The sequence below is a fragment of the Acinetobacter sp. SH20PTE14 genome (genome assembly GCF_021391555.1).
Lineage (GTDB): Bacteria > Pseudomonadota > Gammaproteobacteria > Pseudomonadales > Moraxellaceae > Acinetobacter > Acinetobacter amyesii.
On record NZ_CP090067.1, the window covers coordinates 2,915,617 to 2,938,163 of the forward strand.

The window sequence follows — 22,547 nt, forward strand, 5'->3', positions numbered from 1 at the left end:
TTTTATTTTTTTAACGCACCGAGGCAAAGTGACATGAAAGTAGGTCTGGTCGGTTGGCGCGGGATGGTTGGTTCCGTCCTTATGCAACGTATGGTTGAAGAAAACGATTTCGCTCATTTCGAACCGTTTTACTTTTCTACCAGTAATGCAGGTGGTGAAGCCCCTGCGTTTGGTGGTAAGACTGCCCCAGCACTTATGGATGCAACGGACATTGATAGTCTGAAGCAAATGGATGTCATTATCACCTGCCAAGGTGGCGATTATACGACTGAAGTTTTCCCTAAGCTTAAAGCTGAAAACTGGAATGGTTACTGGATCGATGCTGCATCGACTTTACGTATGGATGATGAAGCGATCATCGTACTTGACCCAGTAAACATGAACGTAATCAAAGACGGCTTAGTGAAAGGTACAAAAACCTTCGTGGGCGGTAACTGTACCGTTTCATTAATGTTAATGGGTTTAGGCGGTCTATTCCAAAATAATTTAGTGGAATGGGCAACCTCAATGACATATCAAGCGGCATCTGGTGCAGGCGCGCAAAACATGCGTGAACTGATTTCAGGTATGGGCTACTTGTACAACAATACCAAAGATTTGCTAGATGACCCACGTTCTCCAATTCTAGATATCGACTCTAAAATTGCAGCCCTACAACGCGGTGAAGGTTTCCCATCTGCTAACTTCGGTGTGCCTTTAGCAGGTTCTCTCATTCCTTATATCGACAAACAGCTTGAAAGCGGTCAGTCGAAAGAAGAATGGAAAGGTCAAGTTGAAACCAACAAGATCTTAGGCAACCAGCAAATCGTGCCTATTGATGGTCACTGTGTCCGTATCGGTGCAATGCGTTGTCACTCACAAGCATTGACTTTAAAACTTCGTAAAGATGTTCCACTGGATGAAATCGAAGATATCATCGCAAGTGCCAACGATTGGTCTAAAGTGGTTCCAAATACCCGTGAAGCGTCAATGACTGATTTGACTCCTGTTGCTGTAACTGGCACCTTGTCTGTTCCAGTTGGTCGTCTCCGTAAGCTCAACATGGGTAAAGAATACCTAGGTGCATTCACTGTAGGTGACCAATTGCTTTGGGGTGCTGCTGAACCTTTACGTCGTATGCTAAGAATTCTCATTGATTATAAAAATGCTTAAGCATTTTTAAGTCTCTGAACAGGAAGCCGATCACAATTGATCGGCTTTTTTATGTAACTGTCGTGTAAATATTTTACAATTCTTTGACAACTCGCTAATCTATAATTTTCGCCATGCGACATATATTCGAGCTAAAGATTAAGATGACCGTATATAACAAATTAAAGATCGCCATTTTAGCCGTTATTGCATCTCAAAACATTCAAGCGATCAGCATTGATCCTGTACAAGTCCAGTCAGCACCCGGGGAATTGCTGTACGCTGAGATTCATTTTCGCCACTCAAATACATCTGTGCCGCTCAATGCAAGTTTAGCCACTGCAGAGGATTTGTTGAGTATGGGTACAGGGCATCAACCACCGGGGCATTTAAACTTCTTTACGCGTCGTGATGGTGCGGGCAATGGGGTAATTACCATTACCTCTTCGCGTCCAGTAACCGATGCAGAACTTAATTTTATTGTTAATATTAAAGAAGGGAATGCTTCACGCCTGCAACAAATTCGTACCCCATTAAAACGCAATCCAACCACATCGAATGCGAATCAAACCGCCAATGAGCGTGCTTTAACACCTGTCGTGATTGTAAATGAAAAAGAAATTGCCTTAAATTTACCTGTTAGCACCCTCTACACCGCAAAAGCACCTGTAGCTGTAGAACAACCCTTACTACTCAGCACCAAAACACCGCCGAAGTTAGCACAATTAGCAACGTCAACGCCTGTTGCGATTGAACCTGTCACGCATGTGCAAAATTATAGCGTTGCACCTGCGGAGCAAAATAGCGCAAGTACTTCATCAGGTGCTGAAACATCAATTTCGAAAGTTACAAAAACCAATTCGACCGGCTCTGTCAGTTCAGAAATGCAAGCCACACAAACTGCAACAGCATCAACTGCAAGATCTCAAGACCCATTGGCACAAAAATTTGCTGCGGAGCAGGCAGCACAAAAACGTGAAAATCCAACAACGACAACTCAAACAGCATCTACACCAAAACCAACAAGTACTGCAGCTGCATCAACAGCAACACCTGCGGCAAAATATGTGGTTCGCTCGAATGAAAGCCTTTGGGGGATTGCTTCACGTATTGCGACAGAACAAAACCGCCCTGTCTCTGAAGTCATGCAACAGATTAAAAACAGCAACGAACATGCATTCATTCAGGGCGACGTAAACCGTCTGCGCCGTGGTGCGGCATTAAATCTGCATGGTATGCAGCAAGCAAAACAGCCTGTAAAAGTCTCTGCGGCAGAACTTGCCAAAGTGCCTTCGAAGCAGTCAGGCAAAACCAAATACCGTTTGAATCAAGCTGAAATGAGTCTGGTTGCAGAGAAAGCGCAAGATTCGGCACAATCTTCTGCCAACAGTGCGGCAGAAAAGAATAAAACTTCGAAAGAGTTGTCATTAAAAGTTATGACATCTCGTGAAAAAACCGTTAAATTACAGAGAAACGTAACTCAATTAGAATTGGCGCTAAATCAAAAGGATCACAGAATTCAATTATTAAATGCTCGTCTTGCTCAACTGCAACAACAGTTGAAAGCTCAACAAGCAGATAAAAGAAGCCAATAAACTAAAACGTTACCAATCAAGATTTTATAGAGATGAGTGCAACTTTATATCGCTCTATCTCCAAGGGGTTAAAACATGCTGATTTATGTGATTCCATTAGTGATCTTAGTGATCGTATTGGTTTTTTTAAACAAACGCCAAAAAGGTCAAGAATCAGATAAAGCCAAACCAACATCCACTAAAACCAAGAAAACGGGTGTTTCAGCTAAAGCGACTCCGAAGAAAACTCAAGTGGTTGAAAACAGTGTCATTGAAAAAAAATCAATGACACCATTAACGACAGAAGCTCGTGGCAAAATTGAAAAATTAATTGCAGAACGTAATTTCTTTTCTGCTGAAGCGCAAATCAATCAATCGTTAAAACGTGACAACTCACAACATGAGTTATACCTATATCTATTAGATATTCACATTTTACAAAAAGACGAATTTGCCATCAGCCAATTGCTGAGCCATATTCGTTCACTTGAACTCGATGAAATTTTAGAACAAGCTGAAGCAAAAAAAGTAGAGTTTGACAATTCACATGTTGATGAAGATATTGCGATTCATCATTCTTCTACATCATCAACTCCTAAAATTACAAACAATACCTCAGATTTTGATGCGCTCATGAATTCAGCGCCAACTAAACCAATCTCTGAAGAACAAAAGCCTCTAGAGTTTAATTTCACCACTGAAACGCCTGCAAAAGCAGACATTTCTACCCCAGTTGAAAGTGCTCCTGCTGAAAACATACAGCCGCTTGAATTTGACACGCTTTCAATTTCACCAGAACCTGCACTTGAAGCAACACCGAAAACCGAAGAGATTGCTCAGCCATCTCCTACCGTTGAAGAAATCAAACCGATTGATTTTGCAATGGACTTTGCCCCAAGCACTGAAGCTGCGGCTGAAACCAAAACAGAAACTGTAAAAGAAAAAATCGAGCCTTTAGATTTTTCATTTACAACAGAAACATCGGTTGTAGAAGAAAACAAAGTTGAAGTTCCAACCTTAAACTTTGACTTAGGTGCTTTTGAAACAGCAAAAACCGAAGACGCGGTTGTCGCTCCTGCAACAGAGTTTAACTTAGAGTCTACGCCTGAAGTTAAACCTGCAGCCCCTGCTTCAAGTGGTGTGAGTTTTGACATTAGCGGTTTAGGAACACCGTCAACCCCATCTGCTACAGACCAAAACGATCCATTGGTTCAATCTTTCCCTGAACTGGTTGAAGTCAATGAAATTGAATTGAATCTTGAATTGGCAGCGCAATACATCAAACTAGGTGCTTATGACGCTGCACGTGAAATTTTGACTGAAAAAGAGGCTGAGTTTTCTTCAGCTCAACGTCAACAAGCAGATCAGTTACTGAATCAAATCGCATCTTAAACAAAAGCGATTTAAACTAAAGCAGTCTTTCAAGGCTGCTTTTTTTATGATGAAAAAAATTGCTCTTATTTATATGGGTGGTACTTTCGGTTGTATCGGTGAACCTTTAAGCCCCATGCCAGCGAATGTGTTTTTACCTAAATTACAGCATGTGCTGCCACTGCACCTTAACATTGAATGTTTTGTTGCACCTGTCATTCGTGACAGTAGTGCCTGTACGGCGCCTGACTGGCTGGCACTGATCCAACAAATTCAAAGTTTACAATTACAACAATTTCAGCATTTCGTAATTATTCATGGCACAGACACGCTAAGCTATGCCAGCGCCATGCTTGCACACTTTATGGGGCAGTCTGCTCATATCGTGCTTACAGGCAGCCAATATCCGTTGTTTAATGTGGCTGGTGACAACACCCGTGAATTTACCGATGCCATCGACAATTTAAATTTTGCATTGGAATCGGTACACCAATCGAGTGTTGGGGTTTATTTGGCCTTTCATCATCAACTGATGCATGCTCAATCCGCACTAAAAGTACATACAACCGATCTGAAAGCCTTTGATGGACTGCCAGCCACACAACCACTTTCAATGCTGACATCGCCTTATATTGTTCAAGTCAATGATTTAGACAAAGCGGCTCAGTTCAATTGCCTGAATTGGATGTGGCAACCGATAGCAACTGATCTACACAGTCAAAATTTAGCAGCCCTGCTTACACACACGCCAGATGTTTTAATTTTGCAAGGTTTTGGCACAGGCAATATTGCCGTTGATGCTGAGTTACTCAATGTATTAAAGGCTATACAACAAAAAAATTGCAAAATTATTTTAAGTACACAGGTTGTTCATGGCGGTATAGATCAACGCTATGCTGTGAGTGACTGGGTCAAAGACAGTGGAATATTACTAAGCAATTGTTTGGGTCATGCAGATCTTTATGCCAAATGTTTGAAAATGTATTTACAATACGGCAGTGCCGCAGACTGGACTGCGCATTGGAACGATTAAGTCATTTGAGGTAACTATGCAACGTTTTGCGATTGGGATTGAGTTTTGTGGCATGCAATACAAGGGCTGGCAAACTCAGCAACCGGGCGTACCAAGCGTGCAAGAAACCATTGAAACCGTCCTTAGTAAAGTGGCCAATGAGCCAATCATGTTGCACGGTGCTGGCCGAACAGATGCCGGCGTCCATGCAACCAATATGGTGGCACATTTCGATACTCAGGCGATTCGTCCCATTCGTGGATGGTTAATGGGCAGCAATAGCCAATTACCTCGTGACATCTCCATCCAATGGATTAAGGAAATGGATCAGGACTTCCATGCCCGCTTTAAAGCGCAAGCACGTCGTTATCGCTATGTGGTCTATAACAATCCACAGCGACCAGCTTTACTGCACAAGCAAGTGACCCATGTTTATGCAAAATTAGATGTGCTAAAAATGCAACGTGCCGCGGCCAAATTTGAAGGCACTCATAATTTCGAAAGCTTCCGTGCCGCAGCCTGTCAGTCCAATCAGCCTGTTCGTCATGTCAGCCATTGCCGTCTGATCCAACACGGATGCTACTTGGTCCTAGATATTCAGGCCGATGGTTTTTTACATCACATGGTGCGTAACATCATGGGCTGTTTGTTGGAAATTGGGCAAGGTATGTATGACGTTGACCATATTGACGATATTTTTGCTGCTGAAGACCGAAAAGCAGCAGGTGTCACCGCACCACCCGATGGACTATATTTTATCCATGCAGACTATCCAGCTCAGTTTGAACTTCCTCAAGTTCCGTTAGGACCACATTGGCTAAATATGCCTGAATAAACAATCCCTCCCAACCTCACTTTCACAGAGAGGGTGTTTCATTTCCGCCATTGCCAGATTCTAAAGATGAAAATCCCCCTTTGAAAAAGGGGGATTCTGTTTAGGGAAGGATTTTATCGAAGATCAACCTTAACGCTGCTTCCGCTTACGATATTCCACAGGCGTTTCATTGGTCCAGCGTTTAAATGCGCGATAGAACGTACTTGGCTCAGAAAAACCCGTTAAGTACACAATGCGCTCCACACTTTCATTGGTATTGGCCAATAATTTTTTAGCCAAACGACAGCGATAGTCTGACAAAATTTGCTGAAAACTGGTATTGGCTTCTGACAACTGAGTCCGTAAACGACGCGGAGTAATGTTGAGCTGCGCAGCGACCGTTTCGAGTGTGGTTTCACCGCTTTCAAGCGTTGAACCAATAGCACGGCGAACTTCACCGACCAAATCATAACGCGCCAACTCCTGAAGTTTTTCAATCGCCAACTGCTCATGCAATTGTAATAACTCAGGTTCTGCCTGCCACAATTGATACTCTAAAATAGCCGGATCAAAATACAATCGGGTTTCTTTCTGCCCTAAGCTCACAGGGCATTCATAAACACGGAAATACTCATCATCTGGCGCGCCCTGACTAAAGTTAAAGTCGATATAAATCGGCTGAAAACGCCCTTCAGTAATAAACTTAAAGAAACGCAAAACACCGGACATCGCGCATTCAGAAAAATGACGATTCACGATATTTTCTGCCCAAGGCTGATGACCATTGGTCAAATAGCAGCGGTCATCTTCAATCACCAATTGCGCATGAAAGGCATCGCTAATTAGGCGTTGATAGGCCAAAGCCCGCTTTAAACCTTCACCGAAATTCTCAGATGAAATAAATAAGTGTTCAATCACCTGCCCTCGATATAAAGGCAAATGCTCTCCCAGATGCAAACCAATATCAGGATCCTTACTGACTTCTTCTGCAGCCACCCAGAATGCAAATTGTGCATTCAATGGGGTACGGTCATTGGTTTCAACCTGATTTAATGCCACACCCGCTTTTGTTAAAATTTCTTCTGTTGGCAATCCGGCACGACGAATCGCTTGATACCCTAAACGCAACACAACAGATGCATCAGTTAGCTGACCCACTCCAGAACCTTCCTTGTATGTACTTCATTTATACCTAAAAAGATTGATTTTAGATTAACTGCGATTGACCAAACTGACAACAGTTACTGCACATTTTTTGTTGAAAATATTTAACTAAATTGTTCGCTTATTTTACTGACAGTCGATCAGTTCAAAGCCTTTTACGGCTTGTATTCTGAAAAAAAATTGACTATAATTTGCGCCTTGCTAATTTATTCATTCAGGTAGGCTATGGCCAATAAAGAGGAACTCATCGAGTTCGAAGGCGTTGTCACCGAGACGCTTCCTAATACTATGTTCCGTGTACGTTTAGAAAACGGTCATGAAGTGATTGCTCACATCTCTGGCAAAATGCGTAAACACTATATCCGTATTTTGACTGGCGACAGTGTTAAAGTAGAAATGACACCTTATGATTTGACTAAGGGTCGTATCACTTACCGTGCGCGCTAAGTTTTAGCGAAGCGAAAAAGCCACTTTATCAGTGGCTTTTTTTTGTATTTATTTCAATACAATGATAAAAATTGACTGCAAATTTGCTTTACAGTCTAAAAACATAAAAATTCGATTATAAAATTCAAAATATAAGGACATAAAATCATATGAAACATCTAGGATTAGTCAGTGCTATCTTTTGTGTGGCTTGCGCCACGACAGGCCAAAAGCAACTCAATCAATCCCTACAACACTATATTGGGCAGCCAGCTGATCAAGTTCGTAAAGAGCTCAACTTGAGTCAATTGGGCTATAAAGTGATGGGAGCACCCGTACAAAGCAATGAAAAACTCAGCTATACCATTTTACGCTCGATGCCAATCCCGATTGGTACACCAAATATCGGCACCAGTATAGCCATGGGCGCCCCTATCCCAACGCCGTCTAAAGGTGGTGTCACTGTCGATATGGAATGTAAAATCGAGTTCAAATTACGCAATCAAATAGTTGAATCCATTGACTATGTTGGCAGAGCTTGTTGATCCTGAATGAGAATCCTAGAGGCTAATCTTGCTCAGCTGACCGTGTATCAAATGACTACAGTGTTATACAGACCGATCTGACTAAACTGAATTTATTTCGTGAGGAACTGACCCATGGAATTTATTTTAGAACATCAGGTTTACAAAGATCAGCGTTTTATTCGCCCAATATTGAGCATGGGATGCGTTCTAAGCATTGTATGGTTGGCTGGTTGTACCACGACATCAACGATATCCTCCGTTGAACGTGAACGCTATTTAGCCTCATTTATTGGTCAATCGAGCCAAACGATTCAAGCAGAACTTAATCTCAGCAAACTCGGCTATCAAAGAACCTCTCCCGTAGAGGTCAATTCAGACTACCTTCGTTATCGTGTCGCACGCCCGATCAGTATTCCTTTACCGATGGCGGAAAATCCTGCGATGGGCATGGGCAGCGGCGCTGCTGTGCCGATTCCCAGTGGAAATACACTCTATGAGGTTGAGTTAAACTGCCTTATTCAATTTCGCATAAAGCATAATATTGCAACTGATGTCCGATTAACTGGTCGCACCTGTTAGCGCATCAATTCTAGGATTGATAATTTGTAGGCACAAAAAAACGCAGCATAAACGCTGCGTTTTTTAATTCGCCATTAGTTCAATGCAGAAACTACAGCTTGACCCATTTCAACAGTACCGACTTGAATACTGCCTTCTGACATGATGTCACCTGTACGTAAGCCTTGATCTAAGACATTACCTACAGCATCTTCAATTGCTTTTGCCGCCGCTTCTTCACGGAAGGTATAGCGCAGCATCATAGCAACAGACAGAATCGTTGCTAATGGGTTCGCAATGTTTTGACCTGCGATGTCTGGCGCTGAACCGTGGCAAGGCTCATACATACCTTTACCATTTTCATCTAAAGAAGCCGATGGCAACATGCCGATAGAACCGGTTAACATCGCCGCTTCATCAGACAAGATATCGCCAAACAAGTTACCAGTCACGATCACATCAAACTGTTTTGGCGCACGGACCAATTGCATTGCAGCATTGTCGACGTACATATGAGACAAGTTAATTTCAGGATACTGCTCTTCTTTTAACGCAGTTACAGTTTGTTTCCAAAGCTCAGTCACTTCTAGCACGTTGGCTTTATCCACTGAACACACTTTACCACCACGTAAGTTCGCCATTTCAAAAGCAACTTTGGCAATACGCTTGATTTCAGATTCTGCATATACGTCAGTATTGAAACCTTGTTTTTCGCCGTTTTCGAGTTCACGAATACCACGTGGTTGACCGAAATAGATACCGCCAGTTAACTCACGTACGATTAAGATATCCAAACCTGCTACGATTTCAGGTTTTAAGCTCGACGCATCTGCAAGCTGCGGATAAAGAATTGCTGGACGTAAATTGGCAAATAAATTTAATTCTGAACGAATTTTTAATAGGCCACGTTCTGGACGAATTGAACGCTCAATAGTATCCCACTTAGGACCACCCACTGCACCCAATAAAATCGCATCAGCAGTCTTCGCTTGTGCTGCTGTTACATCTGGATAAGGTGAACCGTGCGCGTCGATCGCTGCACCACCTAAAAGACCTTGTTCCCAAGTCAAACCTAAGTTGAATTTCTCGTTTACACGTGTCAGCACTTGTTCAGCCGCTTTCACGATTTCAGGACCAATACCATCACCTGGTAAAATCAAAATATGTTTTGACATGAGTCTTTCCATTTATACGCTGGCTTGATTACCAGTCAGATTTAAAGTTTCTTTTCTACAAACTCACCAAGTCCTGTGAGGACATTGTACGGTCGGCAGAAACGTCGAATCGTTTTTGCACCTTGCTTTAAGTCTACACAGAGCGGATCAGGCGCAGATTTATCCAGTAAACTGCCTCTGTTTTTTGAACGCTCTCGGTACATTTTAAAGGTGTACTCGTGTTTGGACCTAAAGTTGTGAATGACATGCAAGCGCTCTGCTTTTTCCTGAGAAATAGGATAATAGCGAATCACGACTTCATGCTGACCTGAAGGTACGGACAAATACAAAGGATTAGGCTCAGACAATGAACGACCATTCAACCGTACAATACCTGCTTTAATCGCAGCACGTTGTACATGTTGATTGTTTGGATCAACCACCTGTATTTGATCAAAACGCTCAAATTCACAGTGCGCTGTACCTGCACAGTAAATCAAAGCATTATTGTTTGTACTTTCAGTTTCTTTCACATTTTTAATGCGTGCCGTGTCAAAGCTTTGACACGCAGAGAGCGTTGCAAACAGCGCTCCCGTTACAACCAGCTGACCGAAGAACTTTTTCATTTTTCGAACCCAACCTGATAAATTCTGGCTAACGTATAAATTTTGTTTCGCCTGATATTAACAAGACTTAAGCCGACTGACTACTAAGAAGTTCTACAGTGACACTGACTTAAGCTTTAATTTCTGCAAATACCCAAGGGCGAGATGCTTTGGTTTTTTCTTCATAAGCACGGATCTCATCGGCTGCTTGTAAAGTTAAACCGATATCATCCAAGCCATTCAATAAGCAGTGTTTACGGAATGGATCGACTTCAAATGTGAATGCTTCACCACTCGGTGTACGTACTTCTTGCGCAGCCAAATCAATGGTTAATTGATAGCCTTCAGATGCAGCACATTCTTTAAATAACTGATCGACAATCTCTTCAGACAAGATCACTGGCAACATGCCATTTTTAAAACTGTTATTAAAGAAAATGTCCGCATAGCTTGGTGCAATGACGGTACGGAAACCATATTCTTCTAATGCCCAAGGCGCATGCTCACGGCTCGAACCACAACCAAAGTTTGCACGAGAGATCAAAATCGACGCACCTTGATAACGCGGTTTATTCAATTCGAAATCTGGGTTAATTGGACGTTTTGAAATGTCTTGACCTAAATAGCCTTCATCCAAATAGCGCAACTCATCAAATAAGTTGGCACCAAAGCCTGTACGCTTAATAGATTTCAAAAACTGTTTTGGAATAATTAAATCTGTATCCACATTGGCACGGTCTAATGGTGCAACGATACCTTGTTCAACGGTATATTTTTTCATGCGATTTGCTCCTATTAGCCCTGATTAGAAGGTACGAACGTCAACGAAGTGACCTGCAATTGCCGCAGCTGCTGCCATTGCTGGACTCACCAAGTGTGTACGACCGCCATTGCCTTGACGACCTTCAAAATTACGGTTAGACGTCGATGCACAGTGCTCACCCGGTTGCAACTTGTCAGCATTCATTGCCAAACACATTGAGCAACCCGGCTCACGCCATTCAAAGCCTGCTTCAATTAAGATTTTATCTAAGCCTTCTGCTTCTGCTTGTGCTTTAACTAAACCTGAACCCGGAACCACCATGGCTTGTTTAATCGATGCCGCCACTTTTTTGCCTTTGGCCACTTCAGCCGCTGCACGAATATCTTCGATGCGTGAGTTGGTACATGAACCAATGAATACACGGTCTAATTGGATATCTGCCAAAGCTTGACCCGCTTCTAAGCCCATATAGTTGTATGCACGTGTCCAGTCATTACGCTGTACGTCATCTTTGGCTTGTTCTAAAGTTGGCACTGCTTGAGATACAGGAATCACCATCTCAGGAGAAGTCCCCCAAGACACTTGTGGCTCAATATCTTCACCTTGCAATACCACAACAGTATCAAAATGCGCACCTTCATCAGACACTAAAGTATTCCAATACTCTACTGCAGCGTCCCACTGTTCGCCCTTCGGTGCATACGGACGGTCTTTCACATAGGCAATGGTTTTGTCATCGACAGCCACCATACCCACGCGCGCGCCACCTTCGATCGCCATGTTACATACCGTCATACGACCTTCGATCGACATATCACGGAACACTTGACCACCAAATTCAATCGCGTGACCTGTACCACCCGCCGTACCGATTTTTCCGATAATCGCTAAAACCACGTCTTTAGGAGTTACGCCTTGACCCAATTGACCATCAACACGCACCAACATATTCTTCATTTTCTTTTGAACTAAGCATTGAGTCGCCAATACGTGTTCAACTTCCGATGTGCCGATACCATGAGCCAAGCAACCAAATGCACCATGCGTTGCAGTATGTGAGTCACCACATACCACGGTCATACCGGGCAAGGTTAAACCTTGTTCAGGCCCCACCACGTGCGCAATACCTTGACGTACATCGTTGATGTCAAACTGGGCAACATCAAAAGTTTTACAGTTGTCATCTAAAGTTTGCACTTGGATACGTGAGGTATCATCTTCAATACCTGCAATACCTTCAGCACGCTCCTTAGTAGACGTAGGTACGTTATGGTCTGGCGTTGCAACATTAGCGCTTAAACGCCACGGTTTACGACCTGCAAGTTGTAGCCCTTCAAAGGCTTGTGGAGAAGTCACTTCATGCAATAAATGACGGTCGATATACAATAATGAAGAGCCATCATCTCGCTGTTTTACTAGATGGTCATCCCACAATTTGTCATACAAGGTTTTTTTTATTTGGGTTTCCGCTTTTTGGGTTTCGCCTGCCATGTCGATTTGCTCCACTGGACTGGGTAAATTCTTTCGTTAAATCGATTATAACCACGTATTCACATAAATCTAATTTATCATTTTTATTAGTTTAAAAACTTATAGGAATGATATTTAACTGCTGATTTCCGTTGCATTTTAATCACCATTGATGCGTTCAAAACACACTCACTTCAATACTTTCAGCAGATGAAACTTTAGATTTTTCTCCGAGTTTTTGATCACTTTCTGCCATTTTTAAATGGTGATTTAGAAATTCAATGATCATAAATTGAATTTTCTCTTTTACATTGCAAATAAGAATCATTATTATTAACTCATTGCCAAGATTTATCAATTTAACAAGGAGCATTCTCATGGCACACATTAACAAGTTCGTCGAAAATAATCAGCGCATGTTCAAAAAAACCTTGAGCTATTACATCATGCATATCACGGTTGCGATGTTGGTTGGTTATTACGTGACTGGCAGTATTGCAATGGCCATTACCTTAAGTTTACTTGAACCAACTGTTCAAGCGGTTGCCTTTTTCTTCCACGAAAAAGCATGGGAAAAGAAAGATAAAGCAGCAGAGGAAAATATCCCCGCTTAATCCAACCCTGCTCCTTGTAAAAAAACCACCATCACGGTGGTTTTTTTAATGACCTTAAAACGTTCTTTTACTCTATCCACTTTAACTTTCTATTTTTTTCATCCTATAGATTCAATTGCAGACGGATCATCAAAGCTTGTTTTTTTGCTGTAAGGCCAACTGATCATGCGCCTCAACCAATTGTTCTATCGCAAGAATCAGTTTGTTTTTTGCCGCATTACACTCGGCAGCTGCGCGGTTTTCGTCGTCTTCGTCATCTGCGATTTCATATATCGCACAGCGCTTTTCGACTGTCCCTTCAAAAATATCCAATAAATTTTTAATGTGTTTAATATCCATCGCCTTCTCCCTGTGAGGTACAACATTGCTAATCGATGCCGCCCTGACTGTACCTGTTGCTTTAATTATTCAATGAAAAGTTGTTCCCCAAGCCATCAAAACTTGAGTTCATTTTTTTTAGTTCAATGCTGAGTTAACAAGAAACGCCATCGCTCCTTTTCAAGTCAAACGGTTGAAGTACTTTCCAGCCCTGTATTTTTATATTATGCATAACTCTGGTTTCGGTTTAAAAAACAACTTTGTAACAACGCATTTGAGCTGAAAACGTCACAGTCCAACCTTAAATCATGCAGCGACCAAGTACTCGAATAACGCTATGGAACTAAGAAAATTCCCTCAGATTTAAAGCGTCATCTGGCTTGAACGCCTAGTTTTAAATCAAAAGATACAACTTTTCCTTTGATTTATTCTTAAAATATTATAACAATGAGACTACGCATAAAAATTCTTTATAGGAATGAAGATGAATCTCGCAGCCTTTGAAGCCTTTGTAAAAGTCATGGAAACTGGTTCGATCTCTTTGGCAGCAGATCAGCTCTTCATTACGCAACCTGCTGTGACCAAGCGTATTCACAGTTTAGAAGAATACTTCGGTGTCAAACTTTTTGAATCGGCGGGTCGTGGTGTTCAAGCGACGCATGCAGCAAACTCTCTCTTGCCAAAAGTAAAAAGCTGGCTGAATGAGTTGGGCGATATTCACCATACGCTCAGCCATGAGCAAGGTCAGGTTCAAGGTAAACTGAAAATTGGCACTAGCCATCATATCGGCTTACACCATTTACCGGCGCATTTGCGTCAATATGTACAACAGTTTCCAGAAGTGACCTTAGATGTACACTTTGTTGATTCTGAACAAGCCCATGAGCAAGTTTTGGCAGGTGACTTAGAGTTGGCATTTTTGACTTTACCGCCACAGGGTGACAGCCGTTTAAAATACATTACGACATGGAATGATCCACTGGTATTCGTGGTTGCGCCTTTCCATCCTTTGGCGCAAGTTGAACATTTAACCTTAGAGGATTTGATCCAATACCCAAGTCTATTGCCTGCGGCGCAAACCTATACCAGTCAAATTACCTTAGCTGAGTTTGAAAAGTATGGACTCAAGCCAAAAGTTACCATGAGCAATAACTCACTTGAGTCGATTCGTATGTTGGTTTCAATTGGTCTCGGTTGGTCAGTCCTTCCTAAAACCTTATTGAACCAAGATTTAAAACAACTGAATTTACCTTCAAACATGAATCGTCAATTGGGCATGGTATGGCACCCAGGCCGTACTCAGTCACTTGCTGCACAAAAGCTGGTTGAATTGATGAAACACATCTAATTCATTTTTTTGCCTACAAAATTCAATTATTAATCAAGCCACCGCTATGGTGGCTTTTTATATTCATCTGTTTAAGCATTTAGAAAAAGCGAATAATTTTCTATATATTGAATGGTCGCTTAAATTTCTTTTGCATTAAAAATGGGATCGCCTTTTTCAGCCGATCCCATTAAAAACTAAGGAAGACCTGTCAGTTTTACTTCGTCAATGAATCTTCATGTAATGATTCATTCAATTGATCGACAATAATCGCCCATTCACCATCTGACTTAATTTTTTCGGCCAAGAACTGGCGCTGAGCATCTGTCCAATAATCTGCTTCGGTAATTTTAGTTTGGGCACTGAGTTGATGTGTCACGATAAATAAAGCAATCGCGTCTTCACTCGAATCTAAACCCAGTTGTTCAAATAGATGAGTCATGCGTGGACGTACACTCATTGTCATTCTCCGTGTTAAAACTTATTGTTTATGGATACAAAATTTCTGTTTTAAGGATATAACACGGAACGAACACGCACTCAATTACAGAATTCTATAGCGGTGAAAATTGAATAAAAGGCAAACTGAGCATAATCATCACGACAGATTGAATAAATACCAACAATAAAGGCAGCCCCCAGTTCACTCCTCCTTCTTCAGCAAACACCTGTTCACTATATTTCGGCTGCTGCATATAGGCTTTGGTCTTTTGCACAGCAAAATCGCTATAAAGCCGCTTTCCGATCCCTGCGAGTATGAGGTTAGGAATCAAGGCTAGCCCCATCAAGACTTGTTCAGGCACACCGATGATGAGTGCCAACATGCTAATCAAAAAACCAACCGCAAAGAATAAGAAGAAATAGCGGTACATCTTTCGATAGAGTAACAAATAGGGTCCAAAAATTAGCCCTGCCCAACTCAGACCATTGTTCTGTCCAACTTGTTGTTCAATGAAATTTAAATAAGATTGAGCACGTGGCCCAATAAAGATTTGAATTAAATGTTTAAAAGAAGCTTCTGTCTGCATACGGAGCGATAGTTCAAATAAGTGAGTCGAGGGTTAATCAAAAGAACATCAAATAAAAAAGCATCTCAAGATGCTTTTTTTCCTATTCATCTTTAGGCTTGAATTGACCAGTCTTGAATGTCCCAACCTTGTTCTTTTGCTAGGACCTCTAAACGATCATCTGGATTGACTGCAATTGCATGATCCGCATATTCCAATAAGAATCGATCATTGATTGAATCTGAATAGGCCCACGACTCTGTAACATCACGACCTTCTAACCATTGATTCAAACGGACTAATTTGCCCTTTTGATAGCACGGAGTATTAATTACTTTACCTGTATATTTACCATTCACAATTTCGGCATTGGTCGCAATGATTTCAGTAATGCCGAATTCACGAAAAATCGGTGCGGTAATAAAATCAGACGTTGCGGTGATCCCGACCAATTGATGCCCTGCATCTTGATGGCGCTGAATGGCAGCATAGCCCTCTGGACGCATTTGCGCACGAATAACTTTTTTCATAAACAACTGATGTAACTCAGTTAAGTAGGCATTATCATGTTGGGTTAAAAACTCAAATACAAATTCGTTATAGGCAATCGGGTCAAGCTGGCCTTTTTTATAATCATCATAAAATTTGTCATTCATGGCACGATGACGAATTGGATCAACCAAGCCTTCATTGACCAAAAACTCCCCCCAAGAATGGTCTGAGTCAGTATTTAATAAGGTGTGATCAAGGTCAAACAGTGCCAATTTCATGAAAATACTCGTAAAAGCTGAAATTTAAGAAAAAAATTGTAAATCTATCTCCGCTAGTCGATAGAAATTCGTTAAGATCATAACAATTTTAACATTTTTACACTTTGCTTTTTCGAGATGGACACAGAAATAAACGTCCCCGTGAGCAAAGTCATAAATTACACAATATTTAGGTAGCCAAATGATCGATTCAGAAGGTTTCCGACCCAACGTCGGGATCATTTTGGCAAACGACATTGGACAAGTTTTATGGGCAAAGCGCATTGGTCACAATGCCTGGCAATTTCCACAAGGAGGTATCCAACATGGAGAAACCCCCGAACAGGCACTTTACCGTGAGCTGAGAGAAGAAGTTGGCTTACTGCCCGAACACGTCCAGGTGATAGCACAAACCCAAGGGTGGTTGCGCTATCGTTTGCCACATCGGTATATACGTACTGATTCAGCCCCCGTTTGTATTGGTCAAAAGCAAAAGTGGTTTTTATTGAAACTGACAGCTTCAGCACAGCATATTCAGCTTGATTTGTCAGATCCACCTGAGTTTGATCAATGGCAATGGGTCAGCTATTGGTATCCACTAGGACAAGTGGTGAATTTTAAACGCGATGTATATCGTAAAGCCATGGTGGAACTTTGCAGTCAGCTTCCACAAAAGCCGTAAAAATTTGCTGAATGGATGCAGATTTTTAGGATGAGTGTTGTTATAAATAAAGCAGAATAAATTTTGGAGCAGACACGATGTCGAACATGCAGCTGGATACATTAAGACGCATAGTCCAAGAGATTAATGCGTCAGCCAGTTTGCATGAATCTTTAGACATAATGGTCAATCAAGTGGCAGAAGCCATGCATGTGGATGTCTGCTCAATCTACTTGCTTGATGAACGAAACCATCGTTATTTACTGATGGCTTCTAAGGGTTTAAACCCTGAAGCCGTTGGGCATGTCTCTTTGCATACCAGTGAAGGTTTGGTTGGCTTAGTGGGACAACGTGAAGAAATCGTCAACTTAGACAATGCTCCCAAACACGAACGCTTTATGTATCTGCCAGAAACAGGGGAAGAAATTTACAATTCCTTCCTCGGTGTTCCGGTGATGTATCGCCGTAAAGTTATGGGCGTCTTGGTGGTTCAAAACAAAGAACCTCAAGACTTTAGCGAAGCTGCCGAATCCTTCCTCGTGACCCTATGCGCTCAGCTTTCAGGGGTGATTGCCCATGCACATGCCGTCGGCAATATCGAAGTCTTTCGTAAGCCGAATAATCTGCCAGCGTACAAAACCTTCCAAGGCATTTCAGGTTCAGGCGGTATTGCCCTAGGTCGGGCAGTTATCTTATATCCACCTGCTGACTTGGCTTCAGTCCCCGATCGTGAAGCCGATGACATTAGTGAGGAGCTCGAATTACTCGACAATGCCATAGACGCAGTTCGCCAAGAAATTCAGTCGCTTGATGAAAAAATGCAAGATGCCCTCATGGCTGAAGAACGGGCATTATTTAGCGTGTTCTTACGGATGCTCGATGCCAATGCCCTCCCCGCGGAAATCAAAAGTGAAATTCGCGACGGTAACTGGGCACAAGGTGCTGTTCGCATTGTCATTGATAAACACATTGCGCTCTTTGCACAGATGGAAGATGACTATCTCCGTGAGCGTGTTTCAGACTTAAAAGATCTGGGGCGTCGTATCCTGGCTTTTTTACAAGAAGCAGATGCCAGTCACCGTGAAATCACCGATGAAAGTATTTTAATTGGTGAGGAAATTTCTACAGCTGCTTTGGTTGAACTCCCTGTCGATAAAATCGCAGCGATTGTGACCACTGAAGGTGCCATGAACTCACACATGGTGATTGTAGCGCGTGCTCTCGGCATTCCAACTGTGGTTGGTGTGACTGAACTTCCGATTAACACCCTTGATGATGTCGAAATGATTGTCGATGCACATCAAGGTCGTGTATTCATCAATCCACCTCGTCGTTTACGCACACGTTATAAAGAGATTCAAAAAGAAGAAGAGCAAATTGCTAAAGATCTGAAGCAATACGAAACCAAAGATGCCATCACCCCTGATGGCGTCGCAGTTCGATTGTTTGTAAATACCGGCTTGATGATCGATGTAGTTCGCGGTGTACAACGTGGCGCCAAAGGTGTCGGTCTATACCGTTCTGAAATTCCATTTATGCTGCGTGATCGCTTCCCAGGTGAAGAAGAACAACGGGCGATTTACCGTCAACAGCTCAGTCATTTTGCCAATAAACCCGTAGTGATGCGTACCCTCGATATTGGTGCAGATAAAGACCTTCCTTATTTCTCGATTGAAGAAGAAAACTCTGCACTGGGTTGGCGTGGGATTCGCTTTACCCTTGATCATCCTGAGATTTTTTCAGCCCAAATTCGTGCAATGCTCAAAGCCAGTATTGGCCTGAACAACTTGCATATTTTGCTGCCGATGGTGACCAGTGTCAGCGAAGTCGAAGAAGCGTTGTATTTGCTCGATCGTGACTGGCAAGCGGTGCAAGAAGAAGAACAGGTGAAAATTACTAAACCCAAAATCGGCATCATGGTCGAAGTGCCGAGTGTGCTATTACAGATCGATGAATTTGCTGAATTGGTTGACTTCTTCTCAGTGGGATCAAACGATTTAACACAATACTTACTCGCAGTGGACCGTAATAACCCACGTGTTGCCAATGTCTATTCACACTCACACCCAGCCGTACTTCGTGCGCTGACTCGTTTGGTGCAAGAATGTCATAAATACGACAAGCCGATTAGTATTTGTGGGGAAATGGCTGGTGATCCACTCACCGCTATTTTATTGATGGCAATGGGCTTTAATACCCTATCGATGAGTTCGAGTAATATCCTGAAAGTCCGTAAAGCCATCTGCCACGTGCCGATGCCAGATGCAAAAGAGCTCTTGGATCGAGCCTTGAGCATGAATAATCCACTGATGGTGAAAAGCATGATGGAGTATTACTTCAAGACTCATGGTCTTGGTGATATGGTGAAATCTGCCACACGCATCGTGAGTGCTTAAGACCACTCATGTAAAATAATAAAACGAGGTGATGATGGATTTTTTATTTTTTCTGGCTTTTGTCGCAATTGCCTTTTATATGACAAAGATCCATCCACAACTCAAACAAAAAATGTTAGAGCTGCAACACGACACATTGATTGAAAAAGCATCCTCAACTCGACCTAGACCGTCCCAAGCACAACAAGTCAATACACGCCCAACCAAGCCAACAAAATCCAAAGCTCCGGTCAGCCGCTCTCGTATCCCCCCTTACTCGGTATAGAAATTACTACTTCACAGCAGCGCCACTTAGGGAAAAATGATCCATCGGTACTGGCTGCACAGCGCGTCAAACAGCTAAATCACATGCAACATACTGACTCCACTTGGTTTGAGCAATTGACCAGTCAAATGGAACACGTACTCCAACAACCTAATGACGCCTCAAAACATCAAAGCACAGCGTCTAGACCACAACAAAAATCCACATTCAACAAAATGTTTGAAGACTTATTTTCAAAATAAGCTCTGTTTTAAGGCTTTACATTTCAATTCAAATCCAATCCTTTAAATACCGCATGGAACTATCTGAATGAACGTCGGTATCTTATTATTCAACGAAGTTGAAGTCTTAGATGATGCGGGGATTTCTTCGGGGATCCATGCATCTCTTTATATTGTGGCCAAATTGCATGGCCTAGAGATTGCGAAGCGAACAGTAAAACGTATGGAATATGATGTGAACTTTGTTTAAGCAGATGCTGAAGCCGAATCGTTTAGTAGACTACAAACTGAGAAAACACACTGAAATAAAAAGGGAGATAATCATTCGAATATCCCCCTTTTTTGTGCTTTGCATAGCCACGTTTTGCATTTTTCTTTCGATCTACAAAAGTTTGGCTTTTGTTAAAATCATTCATGTGTTTTGCCACAAAGTTGCGAACTTCAACTTCAGGCAGGACTTTTTTCTTTGCCATTTACATTCACCTTTTTGCCTATACAGCACCCTCGTGCTGTAGTGCATATATTGGTCTATTTTTAGATTTTTTCAAGCACTTTCCTATGGCTTTTTGATACAGCGTAGTTAGTCCCATGTCCATAAAAAATTGTTTTCCCACATTATTCCCATCTCCAAAACCCTCTCCCATTAAGAGAGGGAAATACATTGTATTTAACTTGCGAAAGCCCGTTCCAACAAACGCTCTACATCGACCATTTTGGCATCCAACATCCCCACCACTTGCCCATGTTTCGCACTATAACGGCTTTGAATAAAACCATTTGCTACATAATCAGGCGCATAGCGTTTCAATAACACCGCTTGTGCAAGTACCGTTAAACGACTGACCAAACTCCGCCCCATAAATTGTAAATCTTCAGGCGATTGATGGAACAACCTGAACAAGTCCTGCAATTCTGTCTGCAAGCTTTCATCTGTACTTGCTGTACTGGCCAAATCTTTAAACAGCACCTCAATAGATTTAGGATCACGCCCAATCGCGCGCAGCACATCTAGGCACATAACATTGCCTGAACCTTCCCAAATGGTATTTACAGGTGCTTCTTTAAAAATGCGCGCCATGATGCCGTTATCGACATAGCCATTACCACCAAAGACTTCCATCATCTCACCTGTCAGTTCCACCGCACGCTTACAAATCCAAAATTTGGCTGTAGGCGTCATGATGCGTTTCCATGCCACAGACAAGGCATCATCTGATTCATAGCACTGCGCCAAATGGAAACTGAGCTGCGTCGCTGCTTCACTCTCTAAAGCCAAATCTGCCAAAACTGCACGCATTAAGGGTTGTTCAATCAAATGTTTACCAAAAGCCTGACGCTGACGGGTATAGGCAATGCATTGCACCAAAGCTTGACGCAGCATGGCGCTCGAACCGACCGAACAGGTCAGACGGGTATAATTCGCCATTTCAATAATGGTTGGAATGCCACGCCCTGCCTCACCAATCATAATGCCCCACGCATTTTTGAATTCGACTTCCGAGCTTGAATTACTGCGGTTACCGACTTTTTCTTTTAGGCGTTGCACCTGAATATTATTCTTCGTGCCATCTTCCAACCAACGCGGCACAAAGAAACAAGCCAAGCCATCTTGTTCGGTTTTTGCCACCACCAAATGCGCATCACACATCGGTGCAGAGAAAAACCATTTATGCCCTGTCAGCAAATAAGCTTTGCCTCGTCCTGTTTCTGCCACAGGCACAGCGATAGTTTCATTGGCACGTACATCTGAACCGCCCTGCTTTTCGGTCATGCCCATACCGAGCCAAATCGACTTTTTCTGCGCAATCGGTACATTGCGTTCATCATATTCAGTCGATAGTAGTTTCTCTCCAATTTTGGCCCACAGTTCAGGTTCACGCTGAATGAGTGGAATACTGCCGAGTGTCATTGAATTTGGACATAAATTGCCGCACTCGACCTGACCTGCTAAATAAAAACGTGCTGCCCATTCCACCCATTTTGCCTTGGAATTTGGCTGATTAAATGGATGTGCATGGGTATCAAACTGGCGGTTGAGTCCCATCCATTTATGCCATGAAGGATGAAACTCGATAAAGTCAGTACGGCGGCCTCGCGCATCGAAGGCATGTAAAATTGGGGTATGTTTGTTGGCTAAAGCCCCATGCTGAAAGTATTCACTCGAACCTGCCACTTTGCCCATTTCGCATAAAGTCGGCTGATCATGGCTGCTGCAGCGTTTTAAGATTTCATGTAAAACCGTATCGCTTGAAAATAGATTGTAGTTTTCTAGTTCATCAAATTGGTTGCTGATTTGATGCGTCATCCATGGCTGTTCTAATGTATTCATCGTCTATATTTTCCACTTGTTCTTGTTTGCTTTTCATTTCAGTATAGAGAAAATTTAAAGCATAGACGTTCGGTTTTCAGCGCTTAACAAT

General features: G+C 42.3%; 26 protein-coding genes. 15 read left to right on the plus strand and 11 right to left on the minus strand.

Annotated elements, in window-relative coordinates; all coding sequences use genetic code 11:
- Positions 1-33 precede the first annotated feature (33 nt).
- From asd to truA, 5 genes are all read left to right on the plus strand, one after another.
- Complete coding sequence (gene asd / locus LXF01_RS14220; RefSeq protein ID WP_180101434.1) at positions 34-1,152, plus strand: aspartate-semialdehyde dehydrogenase; 1,119 nt, start codon at positions 34-36, stop codon at positions 1,150-1,152.
- Positions 1,153-1,295: 143 nt separating this feature from the next.
- Positions 1,296-2,726: a FimV/HubP-related protein gene (locus LXF01_RS14225; RefSeq protein WP_233944600.1), complete on the plus strand. Its 1,431-nt coding sequence runs from the start codon at positions 1,296-1,298 to the stop codon at positions 2,724-2,726.
- A 75-nt stretch (positions 2,727-2,801) separates the two neighbouring features.
- Positions 2,802-4,097 (plus strand): fimbrial protein FimV, encoded by a 1,296-nt coding sequence (locus LXF01_RS14230; protein ID WP_233944601.1) that lies wholly within the window; start codon positions 2,802-2,804, stop codon positions 4,095-4,097.
- A 49-nt stretch (positions 4,098-4,146) separates the two neighbouring features.
- Positions 4,147-5,109, plus strand: coding sequence for an asparaginase domain-containing protein (locus LXF01_RS14235; RefSeq protein WP_233945487.1), 963 nt, complete (start codon positions 4,147-4,149; stop codon positions 5,107-5,109).
- A 16-nt stretch (positions 5,110-5,125) separates the two neighbouring features.
- The gene (gene truA, locus LXF01_RS14240; protein ID WP_078189716.1) at positions 5,126-5,923 is read left to right on the plus strand and encodes a tRNA pseudouridine(38-40) synthase TruA; all 798 of its coding nucleotides are present in this window, start codon (positions 5,126-5,128) and stop codon (positions 5,921-5,923) included.
- Between the two features lie 129 nt (positions 5,924-6,052).
- Here truA and LXF01_RS14245 read toward each other — a convergent pair whose 3' ends face one another.
- The gene (locus LXF01_RS14245) at positions 6,053-7,060 is read right to left on the minus strand and encodes an AraC family transcriptional regulator (protein ID WP_078189717.1); all 1,008 of its coding nucleotides are present in this window, start codon (positions 7,058-7,060) and stop codon (positions 6,053-6,055) included.
- A gap of 231 nt (positions 7,061-7,291) precedes the next feature.
- Between LXF01_RS14245 and infA the strand changes: the two genes are divergently transcribed.
- The 3 genes from infA (at position 7,292) to LXF01_RS14260 (ending at position 8,598) form a co-directional block, all read left to right on the plus strand.
- Complete coding sequence (infA, locus tag LXF01_RS14250; RefSeq protein WP_001284370.1) at positions 7,292-7,513, plus strand: translation initiation factor IF-1; 222 nt, start codon at positions 7,292-7,294, stop codon at positions 7,511-7,513.
- A 149-nt stretch (positions 7,514-7,662) separates the two neighbouring features.
- Positions 7,663-8,037, plus strand: coding sequence for a hypothetical protein (locus tag LXF01_RS14255; RefSeq protein WP_078192753.1), 375 nt, complete (start codon positions 7,663-7,665; stop codon positions 8,035-8,037).
- Between the two features lie 114 nt (positions 8,038-8,151).
- On the plus strand, positions 8,152-8,598 hold the full coding sequence (locus tag LXF01_RS14260; protein ID WP_233944602.1) for a hypothetical protein: 447 nt from the start codon (positions 8,152-8,154) through the stop codon (positions 8,596-8,598).
- Positions 8,599-8,672: 74 nt separating this feature from the next.
- On the opposite strand, the gene leuB is transcribed toward LXF01_RS14260, so the two are convergent.
- The 4 genes from leuB to leuC form a co-directional block, all read right to left on the minus strand.
- Entirely contained in the window at positions 8,673-9,752 is a 1,080-nt protein-coding gene (leuB, locus tag LXF01_RS14265; RefSeq protein ID WP_233944603.1) for a 3-isopropylmalate dehydrogenase, read from the minus strand.
- Positions 9,753-9,793: 41 nt separating this feature from the next.
- The gene (locus LXF01_RS14270) at positions 9,794-10,357 is read right to left on the minus strand and encodes a hypothetical protein (protein WP_180024475.1); all 564 of its coding nucleotides are present in this window, start codon (positions 10,355-10,357) and stop codon (positions 9,794-9,796) included.
- A gap of 109 nt (positions 10,358-10,466) precedes the next feature.
- Complete coding sequence (gene leuD / locus LXF01_RS14275) at positions 10,467-11,117, minus strand: 3-isopropylmalate dehydratase small subunit (protein ID WP_180042065.1); 651 nt, start codon at positions 11,115-11,117, stop codon at positions 10,467-10,469.
- 24 nt (positions 11,118-11,141) lie between these two features.
- A complete protein-coding gene (gene leuC / locus LXF01_RS14280) occupies positions 11,142-12,590 on the minus strand; it encodes a 3-isopropylmalate dehydratase large subunit (RefSeq protein WP_180010169.1) in 1,449 nt (482 codons plus the stop codon).
- A gap of 356 nt (positions 12,591-12,946) precedes the next feature.
- Between leuC and LXF01_RS14285 the strand changes: the two genes are divergently transcribed.
- Positions 12,947-13,183 (plus strand): DUF2061 domain-containing protein, encoded by a 237-nt coding sequence (locus LXF01_RS14285; protein ID WP_078189723.1) that lies wholly within the window; start codon positions 12,947-12,949, stop codon positions 13,181-13,183.
- 129 nt (positions 13,184-13,312) lie between these two features.
- On the opposite strand, the gene LXF01_RS14290 is transcribed toward LXF01_RS14285, so the two are convergent.
- A complete protein-coding gene (locus LXF01_RS14290; protein WP_168377916.1) occupies positions 13,313-13,522 on the minus strand; it encodes a hypothetical protein in 210 nt (69 codons plus the stop codon).
- A 463-nt stretch (positions 13,523-13,985) separates the two neighbouring features.
- Here LXF01_RS14290 and LXF01_RS14295 point away from each other — a divergent pair, with 463 nt between their 5' ends.
- Positions 13,986-14,849, plus strand: a complete 864-nt coding sequence (locus LXF01_RS14295; RefSeq protein WP_078189725.1) for a LysR family transcriptional regulator — start codon at positions 13,986-13,988, stop codon at positions 14,847-14,849.
- Positions 14,850-15,045: 196 nt separating this feature from the next.
- Here the strand turns inward: LXF01_RS14295 and LXF01_RS14300 are convergent, their stop codons facing one another.
- The 3 genes from LXF01_RS14300 to LXF01_RS14310 form a co-directional block, all read right to left on the minus strand.
- On the minus strand, positions 15,046-15,288 hold the full coding sequence (locus LXF01_RS14300; RefSeq protein WP_078189726.1) for a DUF2789 family protein: 243 nt from the start codon (positions 15,286-15,288) through the stop codon (positions 15,046-15,048).
- A gap of 94 nt (positions 15,289-15,382) precedes the next feature.
- Entirely contained in the window at positions 15,383-15,856 is a 474-nt protein-coding gene (locus tag LXF01_RS14305; protein ID WP_233944604.1) for a DUF2628 domain-containing protein, read from the minus strand.
- Between the two features lie 92 nt (positions 15,857-15,948).
- Positions 15,949-16,605 carry an HAD family hydrolase gene (locus tag LXF01_RS14310; RefSeq protein ID WP_078192760.1) on the minus strand — a complete coding sequence of 219 codons (657 nt, stop codon included), beginning with the start codon at positions 16,603-16,605 and terminating at the stop codon, positions 15,949-15,951.
- A gap of 181 nt (positions 16,606-16,786) precedes the next feature.
- Here LXF01_RS14310 and LXF01_RS14315 point away from each other — a divergent pair, with 181 nt between their 5' ends.
- The 5 genes from LXF01_RS14315 (at position 16,787) to LXF01_RS14335 (ending at position 20,377) form a co-directional block, all read left to right on the plus strand.
- A complete protein-coding gene (locus tag LXF01_RS14315; RefSeq protein ID WP_078192761.1) occupies positions 16,787-17,266 on the plus strand; it encodes an RNA pyrophosphohydrolase in 480 nt (159 codons plus the stop codon).
- Between the two features lie 77 nt (positions 17,267-17,343).
- On the plus strand, positions 17,344-19,641 hold the full coding sequence (gene ptsP / locus LXF01_RS14320) for a phosphoenolpyruvate--protein phosphotransferase (protein ID WP_180089012.1): 2,298 nt from the start codon (positions 17,344-17,346) through the stop codon (positions 19,639-19,641).
- Between the two features lie 79 nt (positions 19,642-19,720).
- Positions 19,721-19,906, plus strand: a complete 186-nt coding sequence (locus tag LXF01_RS14325) for a hypothetical protein (RefSeq protein ID WP_233944605.1) — start codon at positions 19,721-19,723, stop codon at positions 19,904-19,906.
- Positions 19,907-19,989: 83 nt separating this feature from the next.
- Positions 19,990-20,148 (plus strand): hypothetical protein, encoded by a 159-nt coding sequence (locus LXF01_RS14330; RefSeq protein ID WP_233944606.1) that lies wholly within the window; start codon positions 19,990-19,992, stop codon positions 20,146-20,148.
- Positions 20,149-20,215: 67 nt separating this feature from the next.
- On the plus strand, positions 20,216-20,377 hold the full coding sequence (locus LXF01_RS14335) for a hypothetical protein (RefSeq protein ID WP_180110573.1): 162 nt from the start codon (positions 20,216-20,218) through the stop codon (positions 20,375-20,377).
- Positions 20,378-20,399: 22 nt separating this feature from the next.
- Here the strand turns inward: LXF01_RS14335 and LXF01_RS14340 are convergent, their stop codons facing one another.
- A complete protein-coding gene (locus tag LXF01_RS14340; RefSeq protein ID WP_180042069.1) occupies positions 20,400-20,600 on the minus strand; it encodes a DUF7230 family protein in 201 nt (66 codons plus the stop codon).
- A 194-nt stretch (positions 20,601-20,794) separates the two neighbouring features.
- Complete coding sequence (locus tag LXF01_RS14345) at positions 20,795-22,456, minus strand: acyl-CoA dehydrogenase family protein (RefSeq protein ID WP_233944607.1); 1,662 nt, start codon at positions 22,454-22,456, stop codon at positions 20,795-20,797.
- Between the last annotated feature and the right edge of the window lie 91 nt (positions 22,457-22,547).

Excerpts from the sequence above, each read along its gene's own strand:
- asd (WP_180101434.1), top strand. The coding sequence starts at position 34 with ATGAAAGTAGGTCTGGTCGGTTGGCGCGGGATGGTTGGTTCCGTCCTT.
- LXF01_RS14225 (WP_233944600.1), top strand. The coding sequence starts at position 1,296 with ATGACCGTATATAACAAATTAAAGATCGCCATTTTAGCCGTTATTGCA.
- LXF01_RS14230 (WP_233944601.1), top strand. The coding sequence starts at position 2,802 with ATGCTGATTTATGTGATTCCATTAGTGATCTTAGTGATCGTATTGGTT.
- LXF01_RS14235 (WP_233945487.1), top strand. The coding sequence starts at position 4,147 with ATGAAAAAAATTGCTCTTATTTATATGGGTGGTACTTTCGGTTGTATC.
- truA (WP_078189716.1), top strand. The coding sequence starts at position 5,126 with ATGCAACGTTTTGCGATTGGGATTGAGTTTTGTGGCATGCAATACAAG.
- infA (WP_001284370.1), top strand. The coding sequence starts at position 7,292 with ATGGCCAATAAAGAGGAACTCATCGAGTTCGAAGGCGTTGTCACCGAG.
- LXF01_RS14255 (WP_078192753.1), top strand. The coding sequence starts at position 7,663 with ATGAAACATCTAGGATTAGTCAGTGCTATCTTTTGTGTGGCTTGCGCC.
- LXF01_RS14260 (WP_233944602.1), top strand. The coding sequence starts at position 8,152 with ATGGAATTTATTTTAGAACATCAGGTTTACAAAGATCAGCGTTTTATT.
- leuB (WP_233944603.1), bottom strand. The coding sequence starts at position 9,752 with ATGTCAAAACATATTTTGATTTTACCAGGTGATGGTATTGGTCCTGAA.
- LXF01_RS14270 (WP_180024475.1), bottom strand. The coding sequence starts at position 10,357 with ATGAAAAAGTTCTTCGGTCAGCTGGTTGTAACGGGAGCGCTGTTTGCA.
- leuD (WP_180042065.1), bottom strand. The coding sequence starts at position 11,117 with ATGAAAAAATATACCGTTGAACAAGGTATCGTTGCACCATTAGACCGT.
- leuC (WP_180010169.1), bottom strand. The coding sequence starts at position 12,590 with ATGGCAGGCGAAACCCAAAAAGCGGAAACCCAAATAAAAAAAACCTTG.
- LXF01_RS14285 (WP_078189723.1), top strand. The coding sequence starts at position 12,947 with ATGGCACACATTAACAAGTTCGTCGAAAATAATCAGCGCATGTTCAAA.
- LXF01_RS14290 (WP_168377916.1), bottom strand. The coding sequence starts at position 13,522 with ATGGATATTAAACACATTAAAAATTTATTGGATATTTTTGAAGGGACA.
- LXF01_RS14295 (WP_078189725.1), top strand. The coding sequence starts at position 13,986 with ATGAATCTCGCAGCCTTTGAAGCCTTTGTAAAAGTCATGGAAACTGGT.
- LXF01_RS14300 (WP_078189726.1), bottom strand. The coding sequence starts at position 15,288 with ATGAGTGTACGTCCACGCATGACTCATCTATTTGAACAACTGGGTTTA.
- LXF01_RS14305 (WP_233944604.1), bottom strand. The coding sequence starts at position 15,856 with ATGCAGACAGAAGCTTCTTTTAAACATTTAATTCAAATCTTTATTGGG.
- LXF01_RS14310 (WP_078192760.1), bottom strand. The coding sequence starts at position 16,605 with ATGAAATTGGCACTGTTTGACCTTGATCACACCTTATTAAATACTGAC.
- LXF01_RS14315 (WP_078192761.1), top strand. The coding sequence starts at position 16,787 with ATGATCGATTCAGAAGGTTTCCGACCCAACGTCGGGATCATTTTGGCA.
- ptsP (WP_180089012.1), top strand. The coding sequence starts at position 17,344 with ATGTCGAACATGCAGCTGGATACATTAAGACGCATAGTCCAAGAGATT.
- LXF01_RS14325 (WP_233944605.1), top strand. The coding sequence starts at position 19,721 with ATGACAAAGATCCATCCACAACTCAAACAAAAAATGTTAGAGCTGCAA.
- LXF01_RS14330 (WP_233944606.1), top strand. The coding sequence starts at position 19,990 with ATGCAACATACTGACTCCACTTGGTTTGAGCAATTGACCAGTCAAATG.
- LXF01_RS14335 (WP_180110573.1), top strand. The coding sequence starts at position 20,216 with ATGAACGTCGGTATCTTATTATTCAACGAAGTTGAAGTCTTAGATGAT.
- LXF01_RS14340 (WP_180042069.1), bottom strand. The coding sequence starts at position 20,600 with ATGGCAAAGAAAAAAGTCCTGCCTGAAGTTGAAGTTCGCAACTTTGTG.
- LXF01_RS14345 (WP_233944607.1), bottom strand. The coding sequence starts at position 22,456 with ATGAATACATTAGAACAGCCATGGATGACGCATCAAATCAGCAACCAA.